The organism is Pseudonocardia sp. Ae150A_Ps1, assembly GCF_001932315.1.
Lineage (GTDB): Bacteria > Actinomycetota > Actinomycetes > Mycobacteriales > Pseudonocardiaceae > Pseudonocardia.
This window is the reverse complement of the sequence record NZ_MCIJ01000001.1, coordinates 5,191,687-5,212,429: the sequence shown is the minus strand read 5'-3', so window position 1 is coordinate 5,212,429 and position 20,743 is coordinate 5,191,687. Positions and strand designations below refer to the sequence as shown.

The following is a 20,743-nucleotide window of genomic DNA, read 5'->3' as shown; positions in this document are numbered from 1 at the left end:
TCACGCGCGCCGCATGGGCAGGTGCGGGATGCCGTCCTCGACGAACCCCTCCCCCGCCACCACGAACCCGTGCCGCTCGTAGAAGGCGGCCTGGACCTCCTGGGCGTCCAGCACGCAGGTCCCGGACCCGACCTCGGCCAGCGCGGCGTCCATCAGCCGGTGCCCGAGGCCCTGGCGACGGGCGTCGGCCCGGGTGCAGACCCGGCCGATCCGGTACCCGCCGCCGGGCTCCTTCAGCAGCCGCAGCGTGGCGAGGATCTCGACGGTGTCCCCGGCGTCGCGGGCCAGCCAGTAGTGCCGGGTGCGGGGCTCGAGGTCGCGCCCGTCGAGCTCCTGGTACGCGCACTCCTGCTCGACCACGAAGATCTCGGTACGCAGCGCGAGCAGCGCGTACAGGGTGGCGAGATCGAGATCGGAGGCCCAGCTGCGGCGCACCGTCGCGCCCGGGGTGTGCACGGTCATCCGCTGTGGGTACCAGAGCCTCGTGAGCATCCGGAAGCGGTTAGCCTCGAGAGGTGGCCCACCATGATCTGGTCGTCATCGGCACCGGTTCCGGAAACACCTTCCTCGACGAACGCTTCGCCGGGCTCGACGTGGCACTGGTCGAGCACGGGGTGTTCGGCGGGACGTGCCTGAACGTCGGCTGCATCCCGACGAAGATGTACGTCTACGCCGCCGACGTCGCCGAGACGATCCGGCACGCGCACACCTACGGCGTCGACGGGTCGGTCGACAAGATCCGCTGGACCGACATCCGGGACCGGGTGTTCGGCCGGATCGACCCGATCTCGGAGGGCGGCCGGGAGTACCGCGTCGAGCGCAGCCCGAACGTCACCGTCTACTTCGGGCACGCCCGGTTCACCGCGGACCGCGAGCTCGCCGTCGAGCGCACCGACGGCTCGGGCACCGACACGATCACCGCCGACCGGGTAGTGATCGCGGCCGGGTCGCGCCCCGTCGTCCCGGAGGCCGTCACCGCGTCCGGGGTGCCGTTCGAGACCTCCGACACGGTCATGCGGGTGGACGACGTCCCGCGGCGGCTGGTGATCCTCGGGGGCGGGTACATCGCGGCGGAGTTCGCGCACGTGTTCTCCGCGCTCGGGGCCGAGGTCACCGTCGTCGCCCGCGGCCCGAAGCTGCTGCGTCACCTCGACGAGACCCTCGCCGACCGGTTCACCGAGATCGCCACCTCGCGCTGGGACTGCCGGCTCGGCCGCCAGGTCACCGCCCTGTCCGGCGACGGGACCGGCGGGCCCGGCGAGGTCACGCTCACCCTCGACGACGGCTCCGAGGTCGTCGCGGACACCCTGCTCGTCGCCACGGGCCGGGAGCCGAACGGCGACCGGATGGACCTGGACCGGGCCGGCGTCACCGTGCACGACGACGGGCGGGTCGCGGTCGACGAGTTCCAGCGCAGCGTGTCCGCCGAGGGGGTCTGGGCGCTCGGCGACGTGTCGTCGCCGCACCAGCTCAAGCACGTCGCCAACCACGAGGCCAAGATCGTCGGGCACAACCTGGCGCACCCCGAGGACCTGCGCGCCACCAGCCACGCGTTCGTCCCGGCCGCGGTCTTCACCGAGCCGCAGATCGCCTCGGTGGGCCTGACCGAGGCGGAGGCCAGGGACCAGGGCCTGGACGTCACCGTCAAGGTGCAGAACTTCGGCGACGTCGCCTACGGCTGGGCGATGGAGGACAGGACCGGCGTCTGCAAGATCGTCGCCGAGAAGGGCACCGGGCGGCTGCTCGGGGCGCACCTGCTCGGCCCGCAGGCGTCCACCCTGATCCAGCAGCTGATCCAGGCGATGGTGTTCGGGCAGACCGCCGGCGAGCTGGCCACCGCGCAGTACTGGATCCACCCGGCGCTCCCCGAGGTCGTCGAGAACGCCCTGCTCGGCCTGGAGGTCTGACCCGGGGGTCAGCTCGCGGCGCGCCCGGGCCCCTCGACCGGCTCGCCCGGGGCCTCCGGGCGTGCCCCCAGCTCGGGGTCGTAGGGCGTCGCCGGGCGGGTCTCGTCGCGCAGCCCCTCCAGCAGCGTCGTGACCTCGTCCATGATCTTCTTCGTGGCCGCGTCCAGCGTGGTGCGGGTCAGCGGCTTCCCCGCGAACTCCGAGAGATCGACGGGCGGCCCGAGTGCGATGCCGATCCGCTTGCGCGGGAACAGCTTCGGCCTGCCCTCGGCGGGCAGGAAGTCCTGGGTGCCCCAGTTCGCCATCGGGATCACCGGGGCGACGGAGCGCAGCGCGATCCGCGCCACGCCGTTCTTCGGCCTCATCGGCCAGCCCTCGGGATCGGCCGTGTAGGTGCCCTCCGGGTAGACGGCGACGACCTCGCCCCTGCTCAGCGCGTCGATCGCGCCGGTGAACGACTCACCGACCCGCTTGGACGCCCGGTACACCGGGATGTGCCCGCCCTGGCCGAGCACCCACTTCACCACCGGGACGTCCCAGAGCTCACCCTTCGCCATGAACCGCGGGATCCGCCCGTGCGTCGTGCCGAACGCGATGTCGAAGATCGGGTCGGAGAACGAGACGTGGTTGCCGACGAGCAGCGCACCCCCGGTGCGGGGCAGGTGCTCGGCGCCGCGCCAGCCGAGGCGGGTGCCCCACAGCACGATCGGCCAGATCACCGCGATCGCCAGCCCGAACCAGAACCCCGACCCACGACGGCGGCGCCGCAGCGTCGCCGCGATCCGACCGCGCACCGTCAGCTCCGGTGGCATGCCCATCGTCCGTACCCCTCTCCGGCCCGCGCGGGCCCGGTCTCGTCGCGCACATCCTGGCCCGCCGACCGCGGCCGGCTCGACCGGGGCGGCGGTGGCGGCGGCCACCCCGCCCGCCGGACCACATCCTGCGCGGCGGCCCCGACACCCGCGTCCGTGCTCCTACCGAGCGGGCACCGCCGGCCCCACGACCTGTGACAACGCTCGCAGACCGCCGTCCCCGCCCGCTTCGCCGCGCGGGGAGCTGTTCCACCGAAATACGATCCCGGGTGCGGACCGTGATCGGGCGCCGCCCGGATGTGACGTCGGTCCCACCAGATCGGCCGGTCCGGACCCGGCGGACGAACCACACGACGCGACCGTCCCGGTGCCCCGCGCACCCCGTCCCCGTGAGGTGGCCGTGCCCGATCCGTTCCCCCGGCTGGAGACGACCGGTGCCGCGCGCACCGGACCCGCGGCCGTCGTCCTGGTCGCGCACGGCGGCAAGGCCCACTCGACGGCGCCGTCGCCGCGCCGCGGGCTCGCCCACTGGCGGATGCTGCCGTTCGCCCGCGCCGTCGAGGCGGGCGGCCGCGGCCTGCGCACCGAGCTCGGCGAGGGCGTCGCGGTCCACGTGCTGCGGTACCGGGTGAAGGGCTGGAACGGGCAGGCCATGGACGCGTTCCGCGACGTCGAGTGGGCGCTCGGCGAGCTCGGCCGCCGCTACCCGGGCCGCCCGGTCGCGCTGGTCGGGCACTCGATGGGCGGCCGCGCGGTGCTGCGCGCCGCGGGCGGGCCCGGTGTCGTCGCCGTCTGCGGGCTCGCGCCGTGGCTGGACGGCTCGGACCCGGTCACCCAGCTCGCCGGCCGTGCGGTGCTGATCGCGCACGGCGACCGCGAGCGGATGACCGACCCGGCCGCGTCGTACGCCTACGCCCTGCGCGCCCGCGAGGTCACCCCGCGGGTGGCGCGGTTCGACGTGCTCGGCGACGGCCACGCCATGCTCCGCCGGGCCGGGGACTGGACGTCGCTGGTGTCCCGGTTCGTGCTCGGCGAGCTCGGGGCCGAACCTCTCGACCCGTCGATCACGAATGCCATGGCGGAACCGGCCCCGGACGGGCTGCGGGCCGCGCTCACCCCGGCGCGCGGCTGAGCCCGGCGGTGGATCCGACGCGAGAAGGAGTGGTGAGCCGATGACCGGCCGACCGACCGTCGCGGTGGTGGGCAGCGGGGTGTCCGGCCTGACCGCCGCGTACCTGCTGTCCCGCACCCACGACGTCACCCTGTACGAGGCGGACGACCGCCCCGGCGGCCACGCGCACACCCACGAGCTGGCGACGTCGGACGGCGGGATCAGCCGCGTCGACACCGGCTTCATCGTGCACAACGACCGCACCTACCCGAACCTGCTGCGGCTGTTCGGCGAGCTGGGCGTGTCCACGCAGGACTCCGACATGTCGATGTCGGTGCGCTGCGACGGCTGCGGGCTGGAGTACGCCGGGGCGCAGCGCATCAGCGGACTGTTCCCGCGGGCGTCCAACGCGGTCCGGCCGCAGTACCTGCGGATGCTCGGCGAGGTGGTCCGGTTCCACCGGCACGCCCGCCGGGTGCTGGCCGACGAGGCGGCGGGCGACGTCACCCTCGGTGCGTTCCTCGCCATCGGCGGCTACTCCCGCTACTTCGTGCAGCACTTCATGATCCCGGTCGTGTCCTGCGTGTGGTCGGCGGGCGCGGCGCTGTCGATGAGCTACCCCGCCCGCTACCTGTTCACCTTTCTCGACCACCACGGGATGCTGGCGATCGGCGGCTCGCCGCAGTGGCGCACCGTCACCGGCGGGTCGCGGTCCTACGTGGACCGGATCGTCAAGCAGCTGCCCGCGGTGCGGACCGGCACCCCGGTGCGGTCGGTGCTGCGCACCCCGGCCGGCGTCGAGGTCCGCGACGACGGCGACGCGGTCGCCGCGTTCGACCGGATCGTCGTCGCGACCCACCCCGACCAGGCGCTGCGGCTGCTCGGCGACGACGCGACCGCCGCCGAGCGGGAGGTGCTGGGTGCGTTCGAGTACTCGCGCAACGAGACGTGGCTGCACCACGACGCCTCGCTGCTGCCGCGTGCCCGCGGCGCCCGGGCGTCGTGGAACTACCTGAAGCCGGCCTGCGCCGACTCCGCGGAGGCGCCGGTGCTGGTCAGCTACGACATGAACCGCCTGATGCGGCTCACCGACCCCGACGACTGGGTCGTCACGCTGAACGGGTCGGGCCGGGTCTCCCCGGACGCCGTCGTCGCCCGGATGCAGTACGAGCACCCGATCTACACGCCCACCTCGGTCGCCGCACAACGCCGCCTGCCGGAGCTCGACACCCCGGTGACCGCGTTCGCGGGGGCGTACCACGGCTGGGGCTTCCACGAGGACGGGTGCGCCTCCGGTGTCCGCGCGGCCCGCGCGCTGGGTGTCGCATGGTGACGCCGGCGCTGTACGACGCCGAGGTCCGGCACGCCCGCCGCCGCGACCTCGAGACCGCCTTCGCGCACCCGACCTACCTGTGGCTGGTCGATCTCGACGAGCTGCCGCGGCTGCCCCGGTGGCTGCGCCCGTTCGCCCGGTTCCGCGCCGCCGACCACCTCGGCGACCCGGACCGCACGATCCGGGCGAACGTCGACACCTTCCTCGCCGCGCACGGCATCGACCTGGCGGGCGGGCGGGTGTCGATGCTCGCGAACGCCCGGGTGCTCGGCCACGTGTTCAACCCGATCTCGGTGTTCTGGTGCCACCGCGCCGACGGCTCGCTCGCCTGCGTGATCGCGGAGGTGCACAACACCTACGGCGAGCAGCACTGCTACCTGCTGCAGCCCGGCGACGGGGACGGCGACGGGCGGTACCGCGCGGCCAAGGAGTTCTACGTCTCCCCGTTCCTGACCGTGGACGGCCACTACACGATGCGGCTCCCGGAGCCCGGCGAGCGGCTCGGGATCGCGGTCACCCTGCACCAGGAGGGCGCACCGGCGTTCGTCGCGACCCTGACCGGCCGCCGCCGCACGGCGACGCCGCGGGAGGTCGCGCGCACGGTGCTGCGCAGGCCGCTGGTGACGCTCCGGACGTCCGCACTGATCCGCCGGCACGGCATCGCGCTGTGGCTGCGCCGACTGCCGATCGTGGCCCGGCCCACGCGGCCACCGCAGAACCAGACGAGCCAGCTGGACGAACAACAGCAGGAGTCCCGCGCAGCCGACCGTTCCGAGGAAGGGGTCACGCGATGACCATGCAGCACGACCTGTCCCGTGACGACTCCCCGCAGCCGGCCGGCCGGCCGCGCACCCGCGCCGTCCCCCGCCCGAACGAGGGGATCTGGCCGGGACTGGCCACTCCGCCGTCGGCGCCGGTGAAGGCCCGGATCGCGGAGTCGTTGTTCCGCAACGCCGTCCGCAGGCTGCCGGTACGGGTGGTGTTCCCCGGGGGCGAGCGGATCGGCTCCGGCGGGACCGACTCGCCGGTGATGCGGATCGAGCGCCCGGCCGCGTTCTTCGCCCGGCTCGGCGCCGACTCCAAGATCGGTTTCGGCGAGTCCTACATGGCGGGCGACTGGACGACGACCGACCTGCCCGGCCTGCTCACCCCGTTCGCCGCCAGGCTGTCGACGCTGATCCCGCCGGTGCTGCAGCGCCTGGCCCGCCGGTACGTGGAGGCCCGCCAGCCCCGCGAGGAGGTCAACTCGCTGGAGGGGTCGCGGGAGAACATCCACCGCCACTACGACCTCTCCAACGACCTGTTCGCGCTCTTCCTGGACGAGACCATGTCCCACTCCGCGGGCTGGTTCGCCGGCGGTTCCGACGACCTGGTGCTCGCCCAGGAGCGCAAGATCGACGGCATCCTCGACATGGCGGGCGTCCGCGACGGGATGCACGTGCTGGAGATCGGCACCGGCTGGGGCGGTCTCGCGACCCGCGCCGCGCAGCGCGGGGCCCGCGTCACCACGCTCACCATCTCGGAGGAACAGAAGACCCTCGCCGAGCAGCGGATCGCCGAGGACGGCGTCGCCGACCGGGTGCAGGTGCTGCTGCGCGACTACCGCGAGGCCCGGGGCAGCTACGACGCCGTCGTCTCGGTGGAGATGGTCGAGGCGGTCGGCGAGGCGTACTGGACGACCTACTTCGCCGCGCTGGACCGCCTGCTCGCACCGGGCGGGCGGGTCGGTCTGCAGTCGATCACGATGCCGCACGACCGGATGGTCGTCGCCAAGGACGACTACACCTGGATCCACAAGTACGTCTTCCCCGGTGGCCTCATCCCGTCGGTCACGTCGATCGAGCGCAACCTGGCGGCCGACACCACGCTGCACGTCGCCGAGCGCCGCAGCCTGGGTTTCGACTACGCCCGCACCCTCGGCCACTGGCGCGAGCGCTTCCTGGACCGCTGGGACGACGTCGAGGGGCTCGGGTTCGACGAGACCTTCCGCCGGATGTGGGAGTTCTACCTGGGCTACTGCGAGGCCGGGTTCCGGGTCGGCTACCTCGACGTCTTCCAGTTCTCGCTGCAGCGCAAGCCGTCCTTCTAGAGGAGAACCATGTCCCCCACCCCCGCCCAGCGGCTCGCGTCACTGCTGGAAGACGTCCTCGGCGCCCCGCTCCCGGTACGCCTGCGCGCCTGGGACGGCAGCGAGGCCGGTCACCCGGGTTCCCCGGACGACCCGCACCCGCCGACGGTGATCGTCCGGCGCCGGCGCGCGCTGCGACGCCTGCTCTGGTCCCCGGGCGAGCTGGGGCTGGCCCGCGCGTTCGTCTCCGGTGACCTGGACGTCGACGGCGACGTCGCCGACGGGCTGTCCCGGTTCTGGCAGCTGGCCCGCCCCGGTTCCGGGGCGGTGCGGCCGGACCTGCGGCAGAAGGTGTCCGCGCTGCGCACCGCGGCCCGGCTGCGCGCCGTGGGCCCGCCGCCGAAGCCGCCCGCCTCGGAGGCCCGGCTCGGCGGCCGCCTGCACACCCGCCGGCGGGACTCCGACGCGATCAGCCACCACTACGACCTCTCCAACGAGTTCTACGCGTTCCTGCTGGACCCGCAGATGGCGTACTCGTGCGGCTACTGGACCCGTGACGAGGGCCCCGACTACACCCTGGTCGACGCGCAGCGCGACAAGCTGGACCTGATCTGCCGCAAGCTCGGGCTGGGGCCCGGGATGCGGCTGCTCGACGTCGGCTGCGGCTGGGCGTCGCTGCTGGTGCACGCCGCCGAGCACTACGGCGTGCACGCCACCGGGGTGACGCTGTCGGCGCAGCAGCGCGACTACGGCGTGGAGCGGGTCCGTCGCGCCGGCCTGTCCGACCGGGTCGAGATCCGCCTGCAGGACTACCGCGAGATCGACGACCAGCCGTTCGACGCGGTGGCCTCGATCGAGATGGGCGAGCACGTCGGCCAGGACAACTACCCCGTGTACGCGGAGCGGCTGCACCGGCTGCTGCGCCCGCACGGCCGGCTGCTGCTGCAGCAGATGTCGCGCGGATCGGCCGGCGCCAACACCGCCCCGGGCGGCGGGGCGTTCATGGAGTCCTACGTCGCCCCGGACATGTACATGCGCCCGCTCGGCGAGACCCTCGGCTTCCTGGAGCGTGCCGGGCACGAGATCGTCGACGTGCACTCGCTGCGGGAGCACTACGTGTGGACGGTCCGGCCCTGGTTGGAGACCCTGCAGCGGCACCGCGAGACCGCCGTCCGGATGATCGGTGAGGAGCAGTGGCGGATCTGGCTGCTGTACCTGGCCGGGGCCGCGCTGGCCTTCGAGGAGAACCGGATGGGCGTGCACCAGGTCCTCACCGTACGCCCCGGGACCGACGGCACCTCCGGGCTGCCGCGCAGCCGCTCCGGGATCCTGGGCCGCGACCCCGCCCTGGACCCGGCCCCGGCGGCTCCGGCGCGCGAGCAGGACCCCGCCACCGCAGGATGATCACGTGAACCCGTACCCCTGGACCGCCCTGGCCGCGAACCTCGGCGTCACCCTGGCCGCCGTCCTCGTGCTGATGGTCGTGGCGCTCGCGGTCGGCGTGCGGCGCGGCCGGCACGACGGCGTCGACGTCGTCTGGGGGCTCGGGTTCGTGCTGATCGCGCTGGTCAGCGCCGTGACGGCGACACTGCTCGATCCCTCCGGGGACGCCTGGCGACGGGTGCTGGTGGTCGTGCTCGTCACCGTCTGGGGCGGCCGGCTGGCCCGGCACATCGCCCGGCGCAACCACGGGAAGCCGGAGGACCGGCGCTACGTCGATCTCCTCGCCCGCGCGCCCGGGAACCCGGCGGCGTACGCGTTCCGGAAGGTCTACCTGACCCAGGGCGCGGTCATGTGGGTCGTGTCGCTGCCGGTGCAGATCGCGCCGTACGGGGCGGTGGGGACCTGGGGCGTGGTCGTCACCGTGCTCGGGATGCTGGTCTGGGCGGTCGGGTTCGGCTTCGAGGCCGTCGGCGACGCCCAGCTGGCCCGGTTCACCGCCGACCCCGCGCACCGCGGCGAGGTCCTCGACTCCGGGCTGTGGCGCTACACGCGGCACCCCAACTACTTCGGCGACGCGTGCGTCTGGTGGGGGCTGGGGCTCCTGGCCCTGGCACATCCGGCCGGGCTGATCGGTCTGGTCGGCGTCGCCGTCATCACGGCCAACCTGGTCAAGGGCACGGGCGCCGCACTGCTGGAGCGCGACATCGCCGACCGGCGCCCCGGCTACGCCGACTACGTCCGCCGCACCAGCGGGTTCCTCCCGCTCCCGCCGCGCGCGCCCCGCCCGCAGCCGTGACCCGCCTGCGGGATCATCGGACGCACCCGGACGCCGAACCGGCACGGTCCGCGGACCGAACGTCACGGCGAGACCGTTCCCCTTCCAGCCCTTCCCAGCCCGAGGAGACACCATGGCCGTCGGCGACCTCGCCACCGACTTCGAACTGGCCGACGAGACGGGCGCCCCGCGCCGGCTCACCGACCTGCTGGCCGCCGGCCCGGTCGTCCTGTTCTTCTACCCCGCCGCGATGACGGGCGGCTGCACCCAGGAGGCCTGCCACTTCCGCGACCTCTCGGCGGAGTTCGCCGAGCTGGGCGCGCAACCCGTCGGGATCTCCAGCGACCGGCCGGACAAGCAGAACATGTTCGCCGCCGCGAACGGCTTCGGCTTCCCGCTGCTGTCCGACGCCGACCACACCGTCGCGAAGTCGTTCGGCGCGTGGCGGGCGTGGCTGCCGGGCAACTTCCACACCCGGCGCCGCACCTTCGTCATCGGCACCGACCGCCGGATCCTCGCCGAGATCAGCTCCGAGACGGCGATGACCAAGCGCGCCGACGACGCGCTGGCCGCGCTGCGCGAGCGGCGGGCCGCGTAGGTCAGGGCAGCGTCAGGATCTCCGCGCCGTCGTCGGTGACGACGATGGTGTGCTCGAACTGGGCGACCCAGGACTTGTCCTTGGTGACGACGGTCCAGTCGTCGTCCCAGGTGTCGTGGTCGATGCCGCCGAGGGTGATCATCGGCTCGATCGTGAAGGTCATCCCCGGGACGAGTTCGGTGTGCACGTCGGGCTGGTCGTAGTGCAGCACGACCAGGCCCGAGTGGAACTCGTGGGCGATGCTGTGGCCGGTGAAGTCACGGACGACGCCGTAGCCGAAGCGCTTCGCGTAGGACTCGATCACCCGTCCGACGACGTTGAGCTCACGGCCCGGGCGGACGGCCTTGATCGACCGCATCGTCGCCTCGCGGGTGCGCTCGACGAGCAGCCGCGGCTCCTCGGCGACGTCACCGGCGAGGAACGTGGCGTTGGTGTCGCCGTGCACACCGTTCACGAAGGCGGTGACGTCGACGTTGAGGATGTCGCCGTCGTCGATCACCGTGCTGTCCGGGATCCCGTGGCAGATGACCTCGTTGAGGCTGGTGCAGCAGGACTTCGGGAAACCGCGGTAGCCCAGCGTCGAGGGGTAGGCGTCGTGGTCGAGCAGGAACTCGTGGACCACGCGGTCGATCTCGTCGGTGGTGATCCCGGGCCGGACCGTCTCGCCGGCCAGCGCGAGCGCCTGCGCGGCGACCTTCCCGGCGTGCCGCATGAGCTCGATCGTCTCGGGCGTCTGGACGTCACCGTTGCGGCTGCGCGCCGGGGCCGGCTTGCCGACGTACTCGGGCCGCGGGATGTGCTTCGGCACCTCGCGGATCGGGGTCTGCGTGCCGGGGACGAGCAACGTGCGGGTGGCCATGTCCTCCATGGTAGGCCTCGGAGCGCGTCCTCAGCCGCGTGACGTCTCCCGCGCCGCCTGCACCCGGACGACGGCCGCCGAGACCCCCCGCCAGCCCAGCAGCAGCACGGCGAGCGCGACCACCGTCACGATCGCGAAGGACAGCGGGAGCCGGCCCAGGAACGCCCAGCGCAGCAGGCACCCCACGCCCGCGGTGAGCGCCACCACCACCAGTCCCGCACGGAACGAGACCGGCTCGGCCCGCACCCACGGCGTCGCCCATGCCACCGCCGCCCCGGCCAGGAACGGCAGCGCGGTCCCGGCGAGCCCGACGACGCTGCCCGCCTCGGCATGGCTCATCCGCCCGATCGCGGCGAACACCACGACCGCAACGACATCGGCGACCACAGCACCCCGACGGGAGAACACGAACCAAGGATAGGCCGTGATCACGGATCGGGAAGCGGGGCGGCCACATGTGACCGCCGGGCTTCCCGATCCGTGATCACCGCGGGACGTTCTGCAGGAACTGAGAGGAGAGCTGGACCGCCGGGCCGGACGAGCCGCCGTCGACGATGAGGGTGGCGAAGGCCAGGTCGCCGCGGTAACCGGTGAACCAGCCGTGCGCGCGGTTGCTGCCGTCGGGCCCGGCGTACTCGGCGGTGCCGGTCTTGCCGAACACCTCGTCCTGCCCGTTCACCGCCGTCGCCGTGCCGGAGGTGACGACCGCCCGCATCATCGGCCGCAGCTGGTCGAGCACCGCACGGTCGGGGGTGCCGGGCGCGACCGTCGCCTCGGAGGGCAGACCACGGATCAGGCTCGGTGTCACCGGGGCGCCGTGCGCGATCGTCGCCGACACCATCGCCATCCCGAACGGCGACGCCAGCACGTCGCCCTGGCCCATCCCGTCGGACGCCCGCTGCAGGTCGTCGGTGGCCGCGTCGACGCTGCCGGTGATCGTCGTCATGCCGGGGATGTTCCAGTCCGCGCCGAAGCCGAGCGCCTTGCCCGCGTTCGGCAGCCCCTCCGCCGGGAGGCCGAGGGCGAGCCGGGTGAAGGTGGTGTTGCACGAGCGGGCGAACGCCTGCTGCAGCGGGACGGTGCCGAGCGCGAACGTGTCCTCGTTCGGGATGGTCCGGCCGTCGATCACGGTGGTGCCCGGGCAGTCGACCGGCGACTGCGGGGTGAGGTTCTCCGCGGACATCGCCCCGTACGCGGTGATCATCTTGAAGGTGGAGCCCGGGGGGTAGCGGCCGGTCAGGGCGACGGCGCCGTCCCGGTCGGCCGCCGGGTTCTGCGCGACGGCCAGGACCGCGCCGGTCGACGGCCGCACCGCGACGATCATCGCCTGCCGGGACTGCCCGTCGACGGCGGCCTGCGCGGCGTCCTGCACGGTGCGGTCCAGCTCCAGGGTCACCGGCTGCCCGGGCCGCGGCGGGGTGCCGGTCAGCGAACGGGCCGTGGACCCGTCCGCGCCGACGGCGTCGACCGACCAGCCGGGCGTCCCGCCCGCGGCCTTGTCGATCTCGGCGCGGGCGCCCTGGATCACCTGGCCCGCGAACCCGGAGTCCGGGGGCAGCAGCCGGGTCGACGGCGCGAACCGCACCCCGGGGAGCTCGTAGATCCGGTCACGGACGCGCTGGTAGTCCGGCTGGCGCAGGACGGCGACCGTGTACGCCTGCCCCTCCGGGGTCCCGTTCGCGCCGGCGGTGATGCTCTGCCGGGTGATCGCGGGGTCGACCCCGCCCAGCGCGGAACCGAGCGGCCCCGCGGCCTGGGCCACGTTCCGCTTGTCCAGGGTGATCGTGACGACCGGGGTGGGCGCGAGCAGCGTCGCGCCGCTCGCGTCGAGCACCGAAGCCGGATCGGCCGTGACGGTGCGGGCGACCGGGCGCTGCCCGTCGGCCAGGTCCGGCGCGAACGCCGCCGGGGACCAGTCGACCGCCCAGCCGGTGTCGTTCGCGTCCGTCTCCGGGGCGGCGACGAGGGGCAGGTCCAGGGTGTAGTTCCAGGCCCGGCCCTGCCCGAGGTCCCAGTTCACCTCGATCGTCGAGGTGGCCCGCTCCCCCTCGGTGCGGGTGCCGGTGACCCGCGCCGTCATCGCGGTCGCGGACAGGTCGGTGCGGGCGCGCTCGAGGTACGGGCCGGCCGCTGCCGGGTCGGTCGTGTACCCGCCCGCGACGGGCGCGTTGCCGGCCGCCCACGCCTCGGCGTACCGCTCGGCCGTCGTGCCCGCCCCCTCCCAGGGACGCAGCAGCGCCACGACGACGCCGGCCGCCGCCAGGACGGCGATCACGGCAGCGAGGACGACGGGGCGGTTCCGCAGGGAGCGCACGGTCGGTCAGTATGCCCACCCGGAGATCACGTGGAGATGAAGCCCCGGGGTCGCGAACTCAGGACCGGCCGCCGGCCGGTGACTCCCGGACGGTGCGCAGCATCGTCACGAGCTCGGTGGAGCGCCGCGCGTCGAGGCCCGTCGACGACTCCGCGTTGAACGCCTGCACCAGCGGCCAGGCCCGCCCGAGGGCCGCGTGACCGTCGTCGGTGAGCTCCAGCCCGGCGCGCCGGCCGCGCCCGCCCGGGCCGTCCCGCCGGACCAGCCCGCGTCCGACGAGATCGGCGACCAGCTCCCCCACGCTCTGCGGCCGCAGCAGCACCACCCGCGCGAGCTCCGCCTGCGACGGCGACGGCCGGCCGTCGCGTTCGCGGTCGCGCAGCTCGGCGAGCACGCCGAACTGGGTCGGGGTCAGCCCGGCCTCCGCGAACACCTCGTGGAACCCGCGTGCGACGACGTGCGCGGTCCGGATCAGCTCCCACAGCGGGAGGGCGTCCTCTTGCACACGCGCACGGTATCAGGCACCTTCTCTACAAACAGGTACCTGATACTGAGGGGGGACGGCATGCGGGTCGTGGTGGCCGGGGGCGGGATCGGTGGACTGGCGCTCGCGCAGGGGCTGCAGCGCGCGGGGATCGAGGTGGTGGTGCACGAGCGGGACGCCCGCCCGGAACACACCGGTGGCTACCGGCTGCACCTCGACGACACCGCCTGCTCGGCACTGGGCCGGCTCCTCCCGCCGCCCGTACTGCAGGCGGTGCTCGCCTCGGCCGCGGGCGGCGCCACGTTCCGCCGGTTCACGTTCTGCGACCACCGGCTGCGGGAACTGTCAGCGGAACCGATGCCGCCCGGGGAGCGCCTGATGATCGGCCGCGTCCCGCTGCGGACGCTCCTGGCCCACGATCTCGACGTCCGCTGGGGTTCGGTCCACCACGGACACACCCCCACCCCGGACGGACGGGTCCGGGTCGACTGCTCCGGCGGCAGCACCACCGCCGACGTCCTGGTCGGCGCGGACGGCACCGGGTCGGCCGTCGCCCGCGCGCTGGCGGGCCGCCCGACGGCCGCACCGACCGGCGTCGACGGGATCGCGGGGAAGGTCCCGCTCGACGACGACGCCCGCGCCCTCCTCCCGGCCGCGCTCGCGGACGGTCCCGCTCTTGCGTTCGGTCCGGGCGGCCTGGGCGTGTTCCTCAGCGTCCACGAGCCGGGCACCGGCCCGGTGTCCGTGGCCGCGTGCACCTCGCCGCCCGCGATCGCCGAACCGGCGTCCCTGGTCCTGGGCCCGCTGCTGCCCGCGGACCGGTGGCCCCGCGACCCGGGCGGCCTCGACGGTCCCGGTCTCGTCGGCATGCTCGGCGAGCTGCTCCGGGACTGGCATCCCGGCCTGCGGGAACTGGGCAGCCGGGTGGCACCGGGGACCGTCGCGCACTTCCGGTTCCTCGCCGCCGACCCGGACGCCGACCCGGCACCGTGGCCCACCGGCAATGTCACCGCGATCGGGGACGCCGTGCACGCGATGCCCCCGACGGGAGGCCGCGGCGCGGCCACCGCGGTCCGCGACGCCGACGTCCTCGCCAGGCACCTGGTGCGGGCCCGCGACGGCGACACCACCGTCCCGCTGGCCCTGCTGGCCTACGAGCGGGAGATGGCGGGCTACGGGCCGGCGGCCGTACGGGAGTCGCTGCAGCCACTGGCACTGCAGCGCAGGCTCGCCGGGCCGATCGGGGCGACGGCGCTGCGTGCCGCGGGCACTGTCGCAGCCGCGCGCTCGCGGCTGCGGCTCAGAACAGGACCGTCGCGAACCGGGCGACCTGGGTGAACCCCACCCGCCGGTACGCGGCGCGGGCCGGGGTGTTGAAGGCGTTCACGTAGAGACTGGCGCACCGGCCCATCGCGGACAGCGCCACCGCGACCGAGGCGGTGCCGGACGTCCCGAGGCCGTGCCCGCGCCAGGCCGGGTGCACCCAGACGCCCTGGATCTGCCCGACCGTCCGGGACAACGCACCGACCTCGGCCTTGAACACGACCTCGCCCTCGTGGAACCGGGCGAACGCCCGCCCCGAGGTGATCAGCTCGGCGACCCGGGCGCGGTACCCCGCGCCGCCGTCGCCGTCACGGGGGTCGACGCCGACCTCCTCGGTGAACATCGCGACGGCCGCCGGCAGGTAGCGGTCCAGCTCGGCGATCCGCACCGGCCGCACGTGCGGGTCGGGCGCCACCGCGGGCGGCCCCTGCAGCGCCATCAGTGGCTGGTCGGCGCGGATCTCGCGGGCCGGGCCCCAGCCGGGGGCGAGCTCGTCCCACAGCGGCATGACCAGCTCGGCGCGGCCGACCAGCGACGAGCAGACCCGCCCACCACGCCGCGCGCGGTCGGCGAAGGCGCGGATCGCGGCACGCTCGCCCCGCAGGGGGACCAGGTTGGCCCCGGAGAAGCAGAGCCCGTCGGCCGGCCCGCCGTACGACCACAGCTCACCGCCGAGCCGCCACGGATCCAGGCCCACGGCCTCGACGCGGGCGGCGACCATGCACGAGGCGACCGGATCGGCGTCGAGGGCGTCGTGCACCCCGGAGCGGTGACGATCGTCGAGAAGCCGTGCACCGGCCACCCTCAGCACGTCGGTCATCATGCCACGCGGACGGGACGCCGGCGCAGAGCCATGTTCAGCCGACCGTCACCTGTGGCTCGCCCGTGGCGCCGTCGACCGGCTCGCCCATCTCCTCGGCGATCCGCATGGCCTCCTCGATGAGGGTCTCCACGATCTTGTGCTCCGGCACGGTCTTGATGACCTCGCCCTTCACGAAGATCTGGCCCTTGCCGTTACCGGAGGCGACGCCGAGGTCGGCCTCCCGGGCCTCGCCCGGACCGTTCACGACGCAGCCCATGACGGCCACCCGCAGCGGGACCTCCATGCCGGTCAGGCCGGCGGTGACCTCGTCGGCGAGGGTGTAGACGTCGACCTGGGCCCGCCCGCAGGACGGGCAGGACACGATCTCCAGCTTGCGCGGGCGCAGGTTCAGCGACTCGAGGATCTGCTGGCCGACCTTGATCTCCTCGACCGGCGGCGCGGACAGCGACACCCGGATCGTGTCGCCGATTCCCTGGCGCAGCAGCGCGCCGAACGCGACCGCGGACTTGATGGTGCCCTGGAACGCCGGGCCGGCCTCGGTGACGCCGAGGTGCAGCGGGTAGTCGCACTGCTCGGCCAGCAGCTCGTAGGCACGGACCATGACGACCGGGTCGTTGTGCTTCACCGAGATCTTGATGTCGTGGAAGTCGTGCTCGGCGAACAGGCTCGCCTCCCACAGCGCGGACTCGGCGAGGGCCTCCGGCGTGGCCTTGCCGTGCTTCTCCATCAGCCGCTTGTCCAGCGAGCCGGCGTTGACGCCGATCCGGATCGGCGTGCCGTGGTCGCGCGCGGCGTGCGCGATCTCCTTGACCTGGTCGTCGAACTTGCGGATGTTGCCGGGATTCACGCGGACCGCGGCGCAGCCCGCCTCGATCGCGGCGAACACGTACTTCGGCTGGAAGTGGATGTCGGCGATCACCGGGATCTGCGACTTCTGCGCGATGGCCGGGAGGGCCTCGGCGTCGTCGGCGGACGGGCACGCGACACGGACGATGTCGCAGCCGGACGCGGTCAGCTCCGCGATCTGCTGCAACGTCGCGTTGACGTCCGAGGTCAGGGTGGTCGTCATCGACTGGACGGAGATCGGGTGGTCGGAGCCGACGCCGACCGGCCCGACCTGCAGCTGCCGGGTCTTCCGGCGCGGGGCCAGGGTCGGCGCGGGCGCGGAGGGCATACCCAGGGAGACGCTCACGAACCCCACTATCCCATCGGCCGTCGCAGCCTGCCGCCCCCGGTGAGGCGACGCACTCCGCGCACCGGACCGCCACCACGCATCCGGGTGTTGCGAAGGGCCCGCGCGACGACCATCGTCCGGGCGGACGACCCGACGACGGCACCGGGAGGCCGGGGTGGACGACCTCGAACGCGAGACGCTCGACATCCTGCGGATGGGCCCGGAGACCCTGGACGAGCTGGCCGGGATGTACGCCGCCGCGGACGAGGTCCGCCTGACCGCGCGCGGTGGATCCGTGCGGGCGGGCACCGAGGACGTGGTGCGGCGGCTCGCGGAACGCGGCCTCGTCGCGCAGGCGGGGCCCGCGTCCGGGTGGCAGCTCACCGACACGGGCCGGCGGCTCGCCGGCGAGCGCACCGGGTGAGTCCGGTGTGACTCAGGTGCGGCCCTGGTTCTCCTGCGCGTCCTGCAGCGTCGACGAGTGGGGCAGCCAGGTGGCCAGCTCGATCGGCCAGCCGTCGTCGGCCAGCAGCCGCACCACCGCCGGGTCGTCGTCGAGCATCATCGCGACCTCCCGCTCCTCGGCGAGCAGGCGCAGCACCTCGCGCTTGACGTAGCGGGCGGGCCGCAGGTCGTCGTCGGCGCGCATGAACAACGGGCCCGTCGGCAGGCCGCACCCGGCGAGCCAGCGCTCGGTGAGCCGCCGGTTCCGCTCCGGGCGCCCGGTCAGGTAGACGACGTCGAACTCCTTCTGTGCCTCCCGCAGCCGCTCCGCGCCCTCGTCGAGCAGCGGGTCGGCGTGCGCGGCGGCGAAGAACTTCTCCCAGCGGTGCACGTCGAGGAAGTGCAGCCGGTGCGAGACGTCGGCGAGGACGCCGTCGATGTCGAAGACCGCGAGCGGGCGGTGGTCGTCCCCCGGGGTCACCCGAAGATCCGCACCGGGTTGACGATGTCGGCGACGGCCACCATCAGCGAGAAGCCGATGAAGACCAGCACGAAGACGTAGGCGAACGGCAGGAGCTTCGCCGCGTCGACGGGCCCCGGATCGGGTCTGCCGAGGAGCCGTGCGGTGTTCCGCTTGATCGACTCCCAGATCGCCGGGACGATCTGGCCACCGTCCAGCGGCGGGATCGGCAGCAGGTTGAGCAGGAACAACGACATGTTCACCGCGGCGAGCATGTTGAGGAACAGGCCCACGTCCTGCTGCCAGGGCGCGTCCTCCTGGGCGAGGATCTCGCCGCCGATCCGGGACACGCCGACCACGCCCATCGGGCTGTCCTGGTCACGCTCCTCGCCGAGGAAGGCGGCACCGAACACCGCCGGTACCCGCGCCGGGATCTGGGTGATCGCCTCGGCGGTCCGGGCGATGCCGTCGCCGATCCGCGCGACCGTCTCCCCGGCGGTCATCGGCTGGTAGTTCGTGTCGAGCAGGACACCCAGGTACCCGGCGCTGACGGTGGCGTTCGGGTCGGCCGAGTCACGGTCCGGCAGCGTGTTCGGGATGACGTCGACCTGGAGCGGGATCTGCTGCCCCGCCCGCTCGACGACGATCGAGGTCGGGCCGGAGGCGGCCCGGATCGCGTCCTGCAGCTGGTCGCCGTCGTCCGGCCCGAACGTCAGGCCGTTCACCGACAGGATGCGGTCGTCGGGATTCACCCCGGCGGCCAGCGCCGGGGCCTGCGGCGCCCCGGCGGGGCACCGGTCCGGAGCGCCGTTCTGCACCGCCGTCACCGGCAGCACGCACTCCTCGAGCGCCGCGATCTGGGTGTTCGGGGTGAGGACCCCGACGCCCATCAGCGTCACGAAGAACAGCACCACCGCCAGGATCAGGTTCATGAACGGCCCGGCGAACATGACGACGATCCGCTTCCACGGCGCGCGGGTCCAGAACTGCCGGTCCTCGTCCTGCGGCAGCACGTCCATCTGCGACTGCCGCCGGGCGTCGTCCATCAGGCCCTGGAACGGGCCGGTGCGCCGGCTGCGGCCGAGCCGCCCGGACCCGGGGGCCGGCGGCAGCATCCCGATCATGCGGACGTAGCCGCCGAGCGGGATCGCCTTGATCCCGTACTCGGTCTCGCCCCTCTTCACCGACCAGATCGTCCGGCCGAACCCGACCATGAACTCGGGGACCTTGATCCCGAACCAGCGGGCCGTCGTGAAGTGGCCCAGCTCGTGCCAGGCGATCGACAGGAGCAGCCCGAAGAAGAAGATCGCGATACCGACGATCGTCCAGAGCACGGTCACGACGCCGCCTTCTCCCGCGCGTGGGCGCGGGCCCACTCCTCGGCCGCCAGCACGTCCGCCACGGTAGCGGGGTCACCCGTCCAGGCGTCGGCCGCCTCCAGCACCTCACCGAGCAGGTCGGTCACGCCCAGGTAGCCGATCCTGCCCTGCACGAACGCCGCCACGAGCTCCTCGTTGGCCGCGTTGAGCACGGCGGGCACGCAGCCGCCGGCGAGACCGGCGGCGCGGGCGAGCCGGACGCCGGGGAACGCGTCGTCGTCGAGGGGCTCGAAGGTCCAGGTCTGCGCCTCGGCGAAGTCGCAGGCGGCGGACGCGCCGGGCAGCCGGTCCGGCCATCCCAGCGCGAGCGCGATCGGCAGCCGCATGTCCGGCGGCGACGCCTGGGCGATCGTGGAGCCGTCGGCGAAGGTGACCATCGAGTGCACGATCGACTGCGGGTGCACGGTGACGTCGATCCGGTCGTACGGGGTACCGAACAGCAGGTGCGCCTCGATCACCTCGAGGCCCTTGTTCACCAGGGTCGCCGAGTTGATCGTGATGACCGGGCCCATGTCCCAGGTGGGGTGTTTGAGCGCCTGGTCGAGGGTCACGTCGGCCAGCGAGGCCCGGTCGCGGCCGCGGAACGGCCCGCCGGACGCGGTCAGCACGAGCCGGTCGACCTCCGACGCCCGGCCGCCGCGCAGGCACTGGGCCAGCGCGGAGTGCTCGGAGTCGACCGGCACGATCTGCCCGGGCCCGGCGGCGGCGAGCACCAGCGGCCCGCCCGCGACCAGCGACTCCTTGTTCGCCAGCGCCAGCCGGGCCCCCGACTCCAGCGCGGCCAGCGTCGGCCGGAGCCCGCGGGACCCGGTGATGCCGTTGAGCACGATGTCGGCGCCCGCGGCGGCGACGAGCTCGGTCGCGGCGTCCGGCCCGTCGAGCACCTCGACGCCCGGGAGCTGCTCCCGCAGTGCCTCCGCCGCGGCCGGGGACGACACGGCGACCCGCGGCACCCGGTGCTCCCGCGCCTGGGCCGCCAGCGCGGGCACGTCCGACCCGCCGGCGGCCAGCCCGGTGACGGCGAACCCGCCGGCCTTCGCGATCACATCGAGGGCCTGGGTGCCGATCGACCCGGTACTGCCCAACACGACGAGTGACTTCATCACCGTCCATCATCCTCGCCCCGCGTGCTGTGCGACGATGGCCCCGCAGTGAGCGGAGCGGGAGGAACCACCGTGGCGAGCAACACACGCGAGGTCGCGATCAGGTCGGGCGTCGACCCCGAGGCGGAGCCGTCGGTCGACTGGGGATGGCACCAGAACTTCACAAAGGGCCTCCCGATCGCCGCGGGCCTCACGGGCGTCGTCCTGCTGCTGTTCCTGATCGGCCACCCGGCCAGCTGGACCGAGATCCTCTACATGGCGATCCCGGCCGTGTTCTGCCTGGTCGGTGCCGTCGTGTACCCGATCTACAAGCGGCGCAGCTGGCGGCACTGA

Annotated in this window: 22 protein-coding genes; 11 read left to right on the top strand and 11 right to left on the bottom strand. The window is 73.7% G+C overall.

Annotation, left to right across the window (positions count from 1 at the left end):
* Window positions 1–462, bottom strand: a complete 462-nt coding sequence (locus Ae150APs1_RS24545; RefSeq protein WP_075300568.1) for a GNAT family N-acetyltransferase — start codon at window positions 460–462, stop codon at window positions 1–3.
* Between the two features lie 53 nt (window positions 463–515).
* Here Ae150APs1_RS24545 and Ae150APs1_RS24540 point away from each other — a divergent pair, with 53 nt between their 5' ends.
* The gene (locus Ae150APs1_RS24540) at window positions 516–1,907 is read left to right on the top strand and encodes a mycothione reductase (protein WP_010240514.1); all 1,392 of its coding nucleotides are present in this window, start codon (window positions 516–518) and stop codon (window positions 1,905–1,907) included.
* 8 nt (window positions 1,908–1,915) lie between these two features.
* Here Ae150APs1_RS24540 and Ae150APs1_RS24535 read toward each other — a convergent pair whose 3' ends face one another.
* Complete coding sequence (locus Ae150APs1_RS24535; RefSeq protein WP_075300566.1) at window positions 1,916–2,719, bottom strand: 1-acyl-sn-glycerol-3-phosphate acyltransferase; 804 nt, start codon at window positions 2,717–2,719, stop codon at window positions 1,916–1,918.
* 400 nt (window positions 2,720–3,119) lie between these two features.
* Between Ae150APs1_RS24535 and Ae150APs1_RS24530 the strand changes: the two genes are divergently transcribed.
* The 7 genes from Ae150APs1_RS24530 (at window position 3,120) to Ae150APs1_RS24500 (ending at window position 10,047) form a co-directional block, all read left to right on the top strand.
* Entirely contained in the window at window positions 3,120–3,851 is a 732-nt protein-coding gene (locus Ae150APs1_RS24530; protein ID WP_075302544.1) for an alpha/beta fold hydrolase, read from the top strand.
* Window positions 3,852–3,891: 40 nt separating this feature from the next.
* Window positions 3,892–5,163 carry an FAD-dependent oxidoreductase gene (locus Ae150APs1_RS24525; protein WP_075300564.1) on the top strand — a complete coding sequence of 424 codons (1,272 nt, stop codon included), beginning with the start codon at window positions 3,892–3,894 and terminating at the stop codon, window positions 5,161–5,163.
* Window positions 5,157–5,957 (top strand): DUF1365 domain-containing protein, encoded by an 801-nt coding sequence (locus Ae150APs1_RS24520; protein ID WP_075300562.1) that lies wholly within the window; start codon window positions 5,157–5,159, stop codon window positions 5,955–5,957. The genes Ae150APs1_RS24525 and Ae150APs1_RS24520 overlap by 7 nt, the downstream gene beginning before the upstream one ends.
* Window positions 5,954–7,252 (top strand): cyclopropane-fatty-acyl-phospholipid synthase family protein, encoded by a 1,299-nt coding sequence (locus Ae150APs1_RS24515; RefSeq protein ID WP_075300560.1) that lies wholly within the window; start codon window positions 5,954–5,956, stop codon window positions 7,250–7,252. The genes Ae150APs1_RS24520 and Ae150APs1_RS24515 overlap by 4 nt, the downstream gene beginning before the upstream one ends.
* A 9-nt stretch (window positions 7,253–7,261) precedes the next feature.
* Entirely contained in the window at window positions 7,262–8,635 is a 1,374-nt protein-coding gene (locus Ae150APs1_RS24510; protein WP_060573316.1) for a cyclopropane-fatty-acyl-phospholipid synthase family protein, read from the top strand.
* 4 nt (window positions 8,636–8,639) lie between these two features.
* Window positions 8,640–9,470: a DUF1295 domain-containing protein gene (locus Ae150APs1_RS24505; protein WP_075300558.1), complete on the top strand. Its 831-nt coding sequence runs from the start codon at window positions 8,640–8,642 to the stop codon at window positions 9,468–9,470.
* 112 nt (window positions 9,471–9,582) lie between these two features.
* Window positions 9,583–10,047: a peroxiredoxin gene (locus Ae150APs1_RS24500; RefSeq protein WP_075300556.1), complete on the top strand. Its 465-nt coding sequence runs from the start codon at window positions 9,583–9,585 to the stop codon at window positions 10,045–10,047.
* A 1-nt stretch (window position 10,048) separates the two neighbouring features.
* Here the strand turns inward: Ae150APs1_RS24500 and map are convergent, their stop codons facing one another.
* The 4 genes from map to Ae150APs1_RS24480 all read right to left on the bottom strand — a co-directional run bounded on the left by map (window position 10,049) and on the right by Ae150APs1_RS24480 (window position 13,725).
* Window positions 10,049–10,906, bottom strand: coding sequence for a type I methionyl aminopeptidase (gene map, locus Ae150APs1_RS24495; protein ID WP_075302542.1), 858 nt, complete (start codon window positions 10,904–10,906; stop codon window positions 10,049–10,051).
* A gap of 30 nt (window positions 10,907–10,936) precedes the next feature.
* On the bottom strand, window positions 10,937–11,314 hold the full coding sequence (locus Ae150APs1_RS24490) for a DUF3054 domain-containing protein (protein WP_075300554.1): 378 nt from the start codon (window positions 11,312–11,314) through the stop codon (window positions 10,937–10,939).
* 76 nt (window positions 11,315–11,390) lie between these two features.
* Window positions 11,391–13,220, bottom strand: coding sequence for a penicillin-binding transpeptidase domain-containing protein (locus tag Ae150APs1_RS24485; protein ID WP_083680345.1), 1,830 nt, complete (start codon window positions 13,218–13,220; stop codon window positions 11,391–11,393).
* 58 nt (window positions 13,221–13,278) lie between these two features.
* The gene (locus Ae150APs1_RS24480) at window positions 13,279–13,725 is read right to left on the bottom strand and encodes a MarR family winged helix-turn-helix transcriptional regulator (RefSeq protein WP_075300552.1); all 447 of its coding nucleotides are present in this window, start codon (window positions 13,723–13,725) and stop codon (window positions 13,279–13,281) included.
* Between the two features lie 60 nt (window positions 13,726–13,785).
* Between Ae150APs1_RS24480 and Ae150APs1_RS24475 the strand changes: the two genes are divergently transcribed.
* The gene (locus Ae150APs1_RS24475) at window positions 13,786–15,042 is read left to right on the top strand and encodes an FAD-dependent monooxygenase (RefSeq protein WP_075300550.1); all 1,257 of its coding nucleotides are present in this window, start codon (window positions 13,786–13,788) and stop codon (window positions 15,040–15,042) included.
* On the opposite strand, the gene Ae150APs1_RS24470 is transcribed toward Ae150APs1_RS24475, so the two are convergent.
* Window positions 15,005–15,838, bottom strand: a complete 834-nt coding sequence (locus Ae150APs1_RS24470) for a GNAT family N-acetyltransferase (protein ID WP_029239860.1) — start codon at window positions 15,836–15,838, stop codon at window positions 15,005–15,007. The two genes, Ae150APs1_RS24475 and Ae150APs1_RS24470, sit on opposite strands and share 38 nt — an antisense overlap.
* Window positions 15,839–15,884: 46 nt before the next feature.
* Window positions 15,885–17,042 carry a flavodoxin-dependent (E)-4-hydroxy-3-methylbut-2-enyl-diphosphate synthase gene (ispG, locus tag Ae150APs1_RS24465; RefSeq protein ID WP_010239873.1) on the bottom strand — a complete coding sequence of 386 codons (1,158 nt, stop codon included), beginning with the start codon at window positions 17,040–17,042 and terminating at the stop codon, window positions 15,885–15,887.
* 157 nt (window positions 17,043–17,199) lie between these two features.
* Between ispG and Ae150APs1_RS24460 the strand changes: the two genes are divergently transcribed.
* Window positions 17,200–17,448, top strand: coding sequence for a hypothetical protein (locus Ae150APs1_RS24460; RefSeq protein WP_010239875.1), 249 nt, complete (start codon window positions 17,200–17,202; stop codon window positions 17,446–17,448).
* Window positions 17,449–17,460: 12 nt separating this feature from the next.
* On the opposite strand, the gene Ae150APs1_RS24455 is transcribed toward Ae150APs1_RS24460, so the two are convergent.
* The 3 genes from Ae150APs1_RS24455 to dxr are packed head-to-tail and all read right to left on the bottom strand — an operon-like array spanning window position 17,461 to window position 20,410.
* On the bottom strand, window positions 17,461–17,949 hold the full coding sequence (locus tag Ae150APs1_RS24455; protein WP_075300548.1) for a hypothetical protein: 489 nt from the start codon (window positions 17,947–17,949) through the stop codon (window positions 17,461–17,463).
* The gene (locus tag Ae150APs1_RS24450; RefSeq protein WP_029239861.1) at window positions 17,946–19,268 is read right to left on the bottom strand and encodes a site-2 protease family protein; all 1,323 of its coding nucleotides are present in this window, start codon (window positions 19,266–19,268) and stop codon (window positions 17,946–17,948) included. Before Ae150APs1_RS24450 ends, Ae150APs1_RS24455 begins: the two co-directional genes overlap by 4 nt.
* A complete protein-coding gene (gene dxr / locus Ae150APs1_RS24445; RefSeq protein WP_075300546.1) occupies window positions 19,265–20,410 on the bottom strand; it encodes a 1-deoxy-D-xylulose-5-phosphate reductoisomerase in 1,146 nt (381 codons plus the stop codon). The genes Ae150APs1_RS24450 and dxr overlap by 4 nt, the downstream gene beginning before the upstream one ends.
* Before the next feature lie 72 nt (window positions 20,411–20,482).
* On the opposite strand from dxr, the gene Ae150APs1_RS24440 reads away from it, so the two are divergent.
* Window positions 20,483–20,743, top strand: coding sequence for a DUF2631 domain-containing protein (locus Ae150APs1_RS24440; protein ID WP_010239883.1), 261 nt, complete (start codon window positions 20,483–20,485; stop codon window positions 20,741–20,743).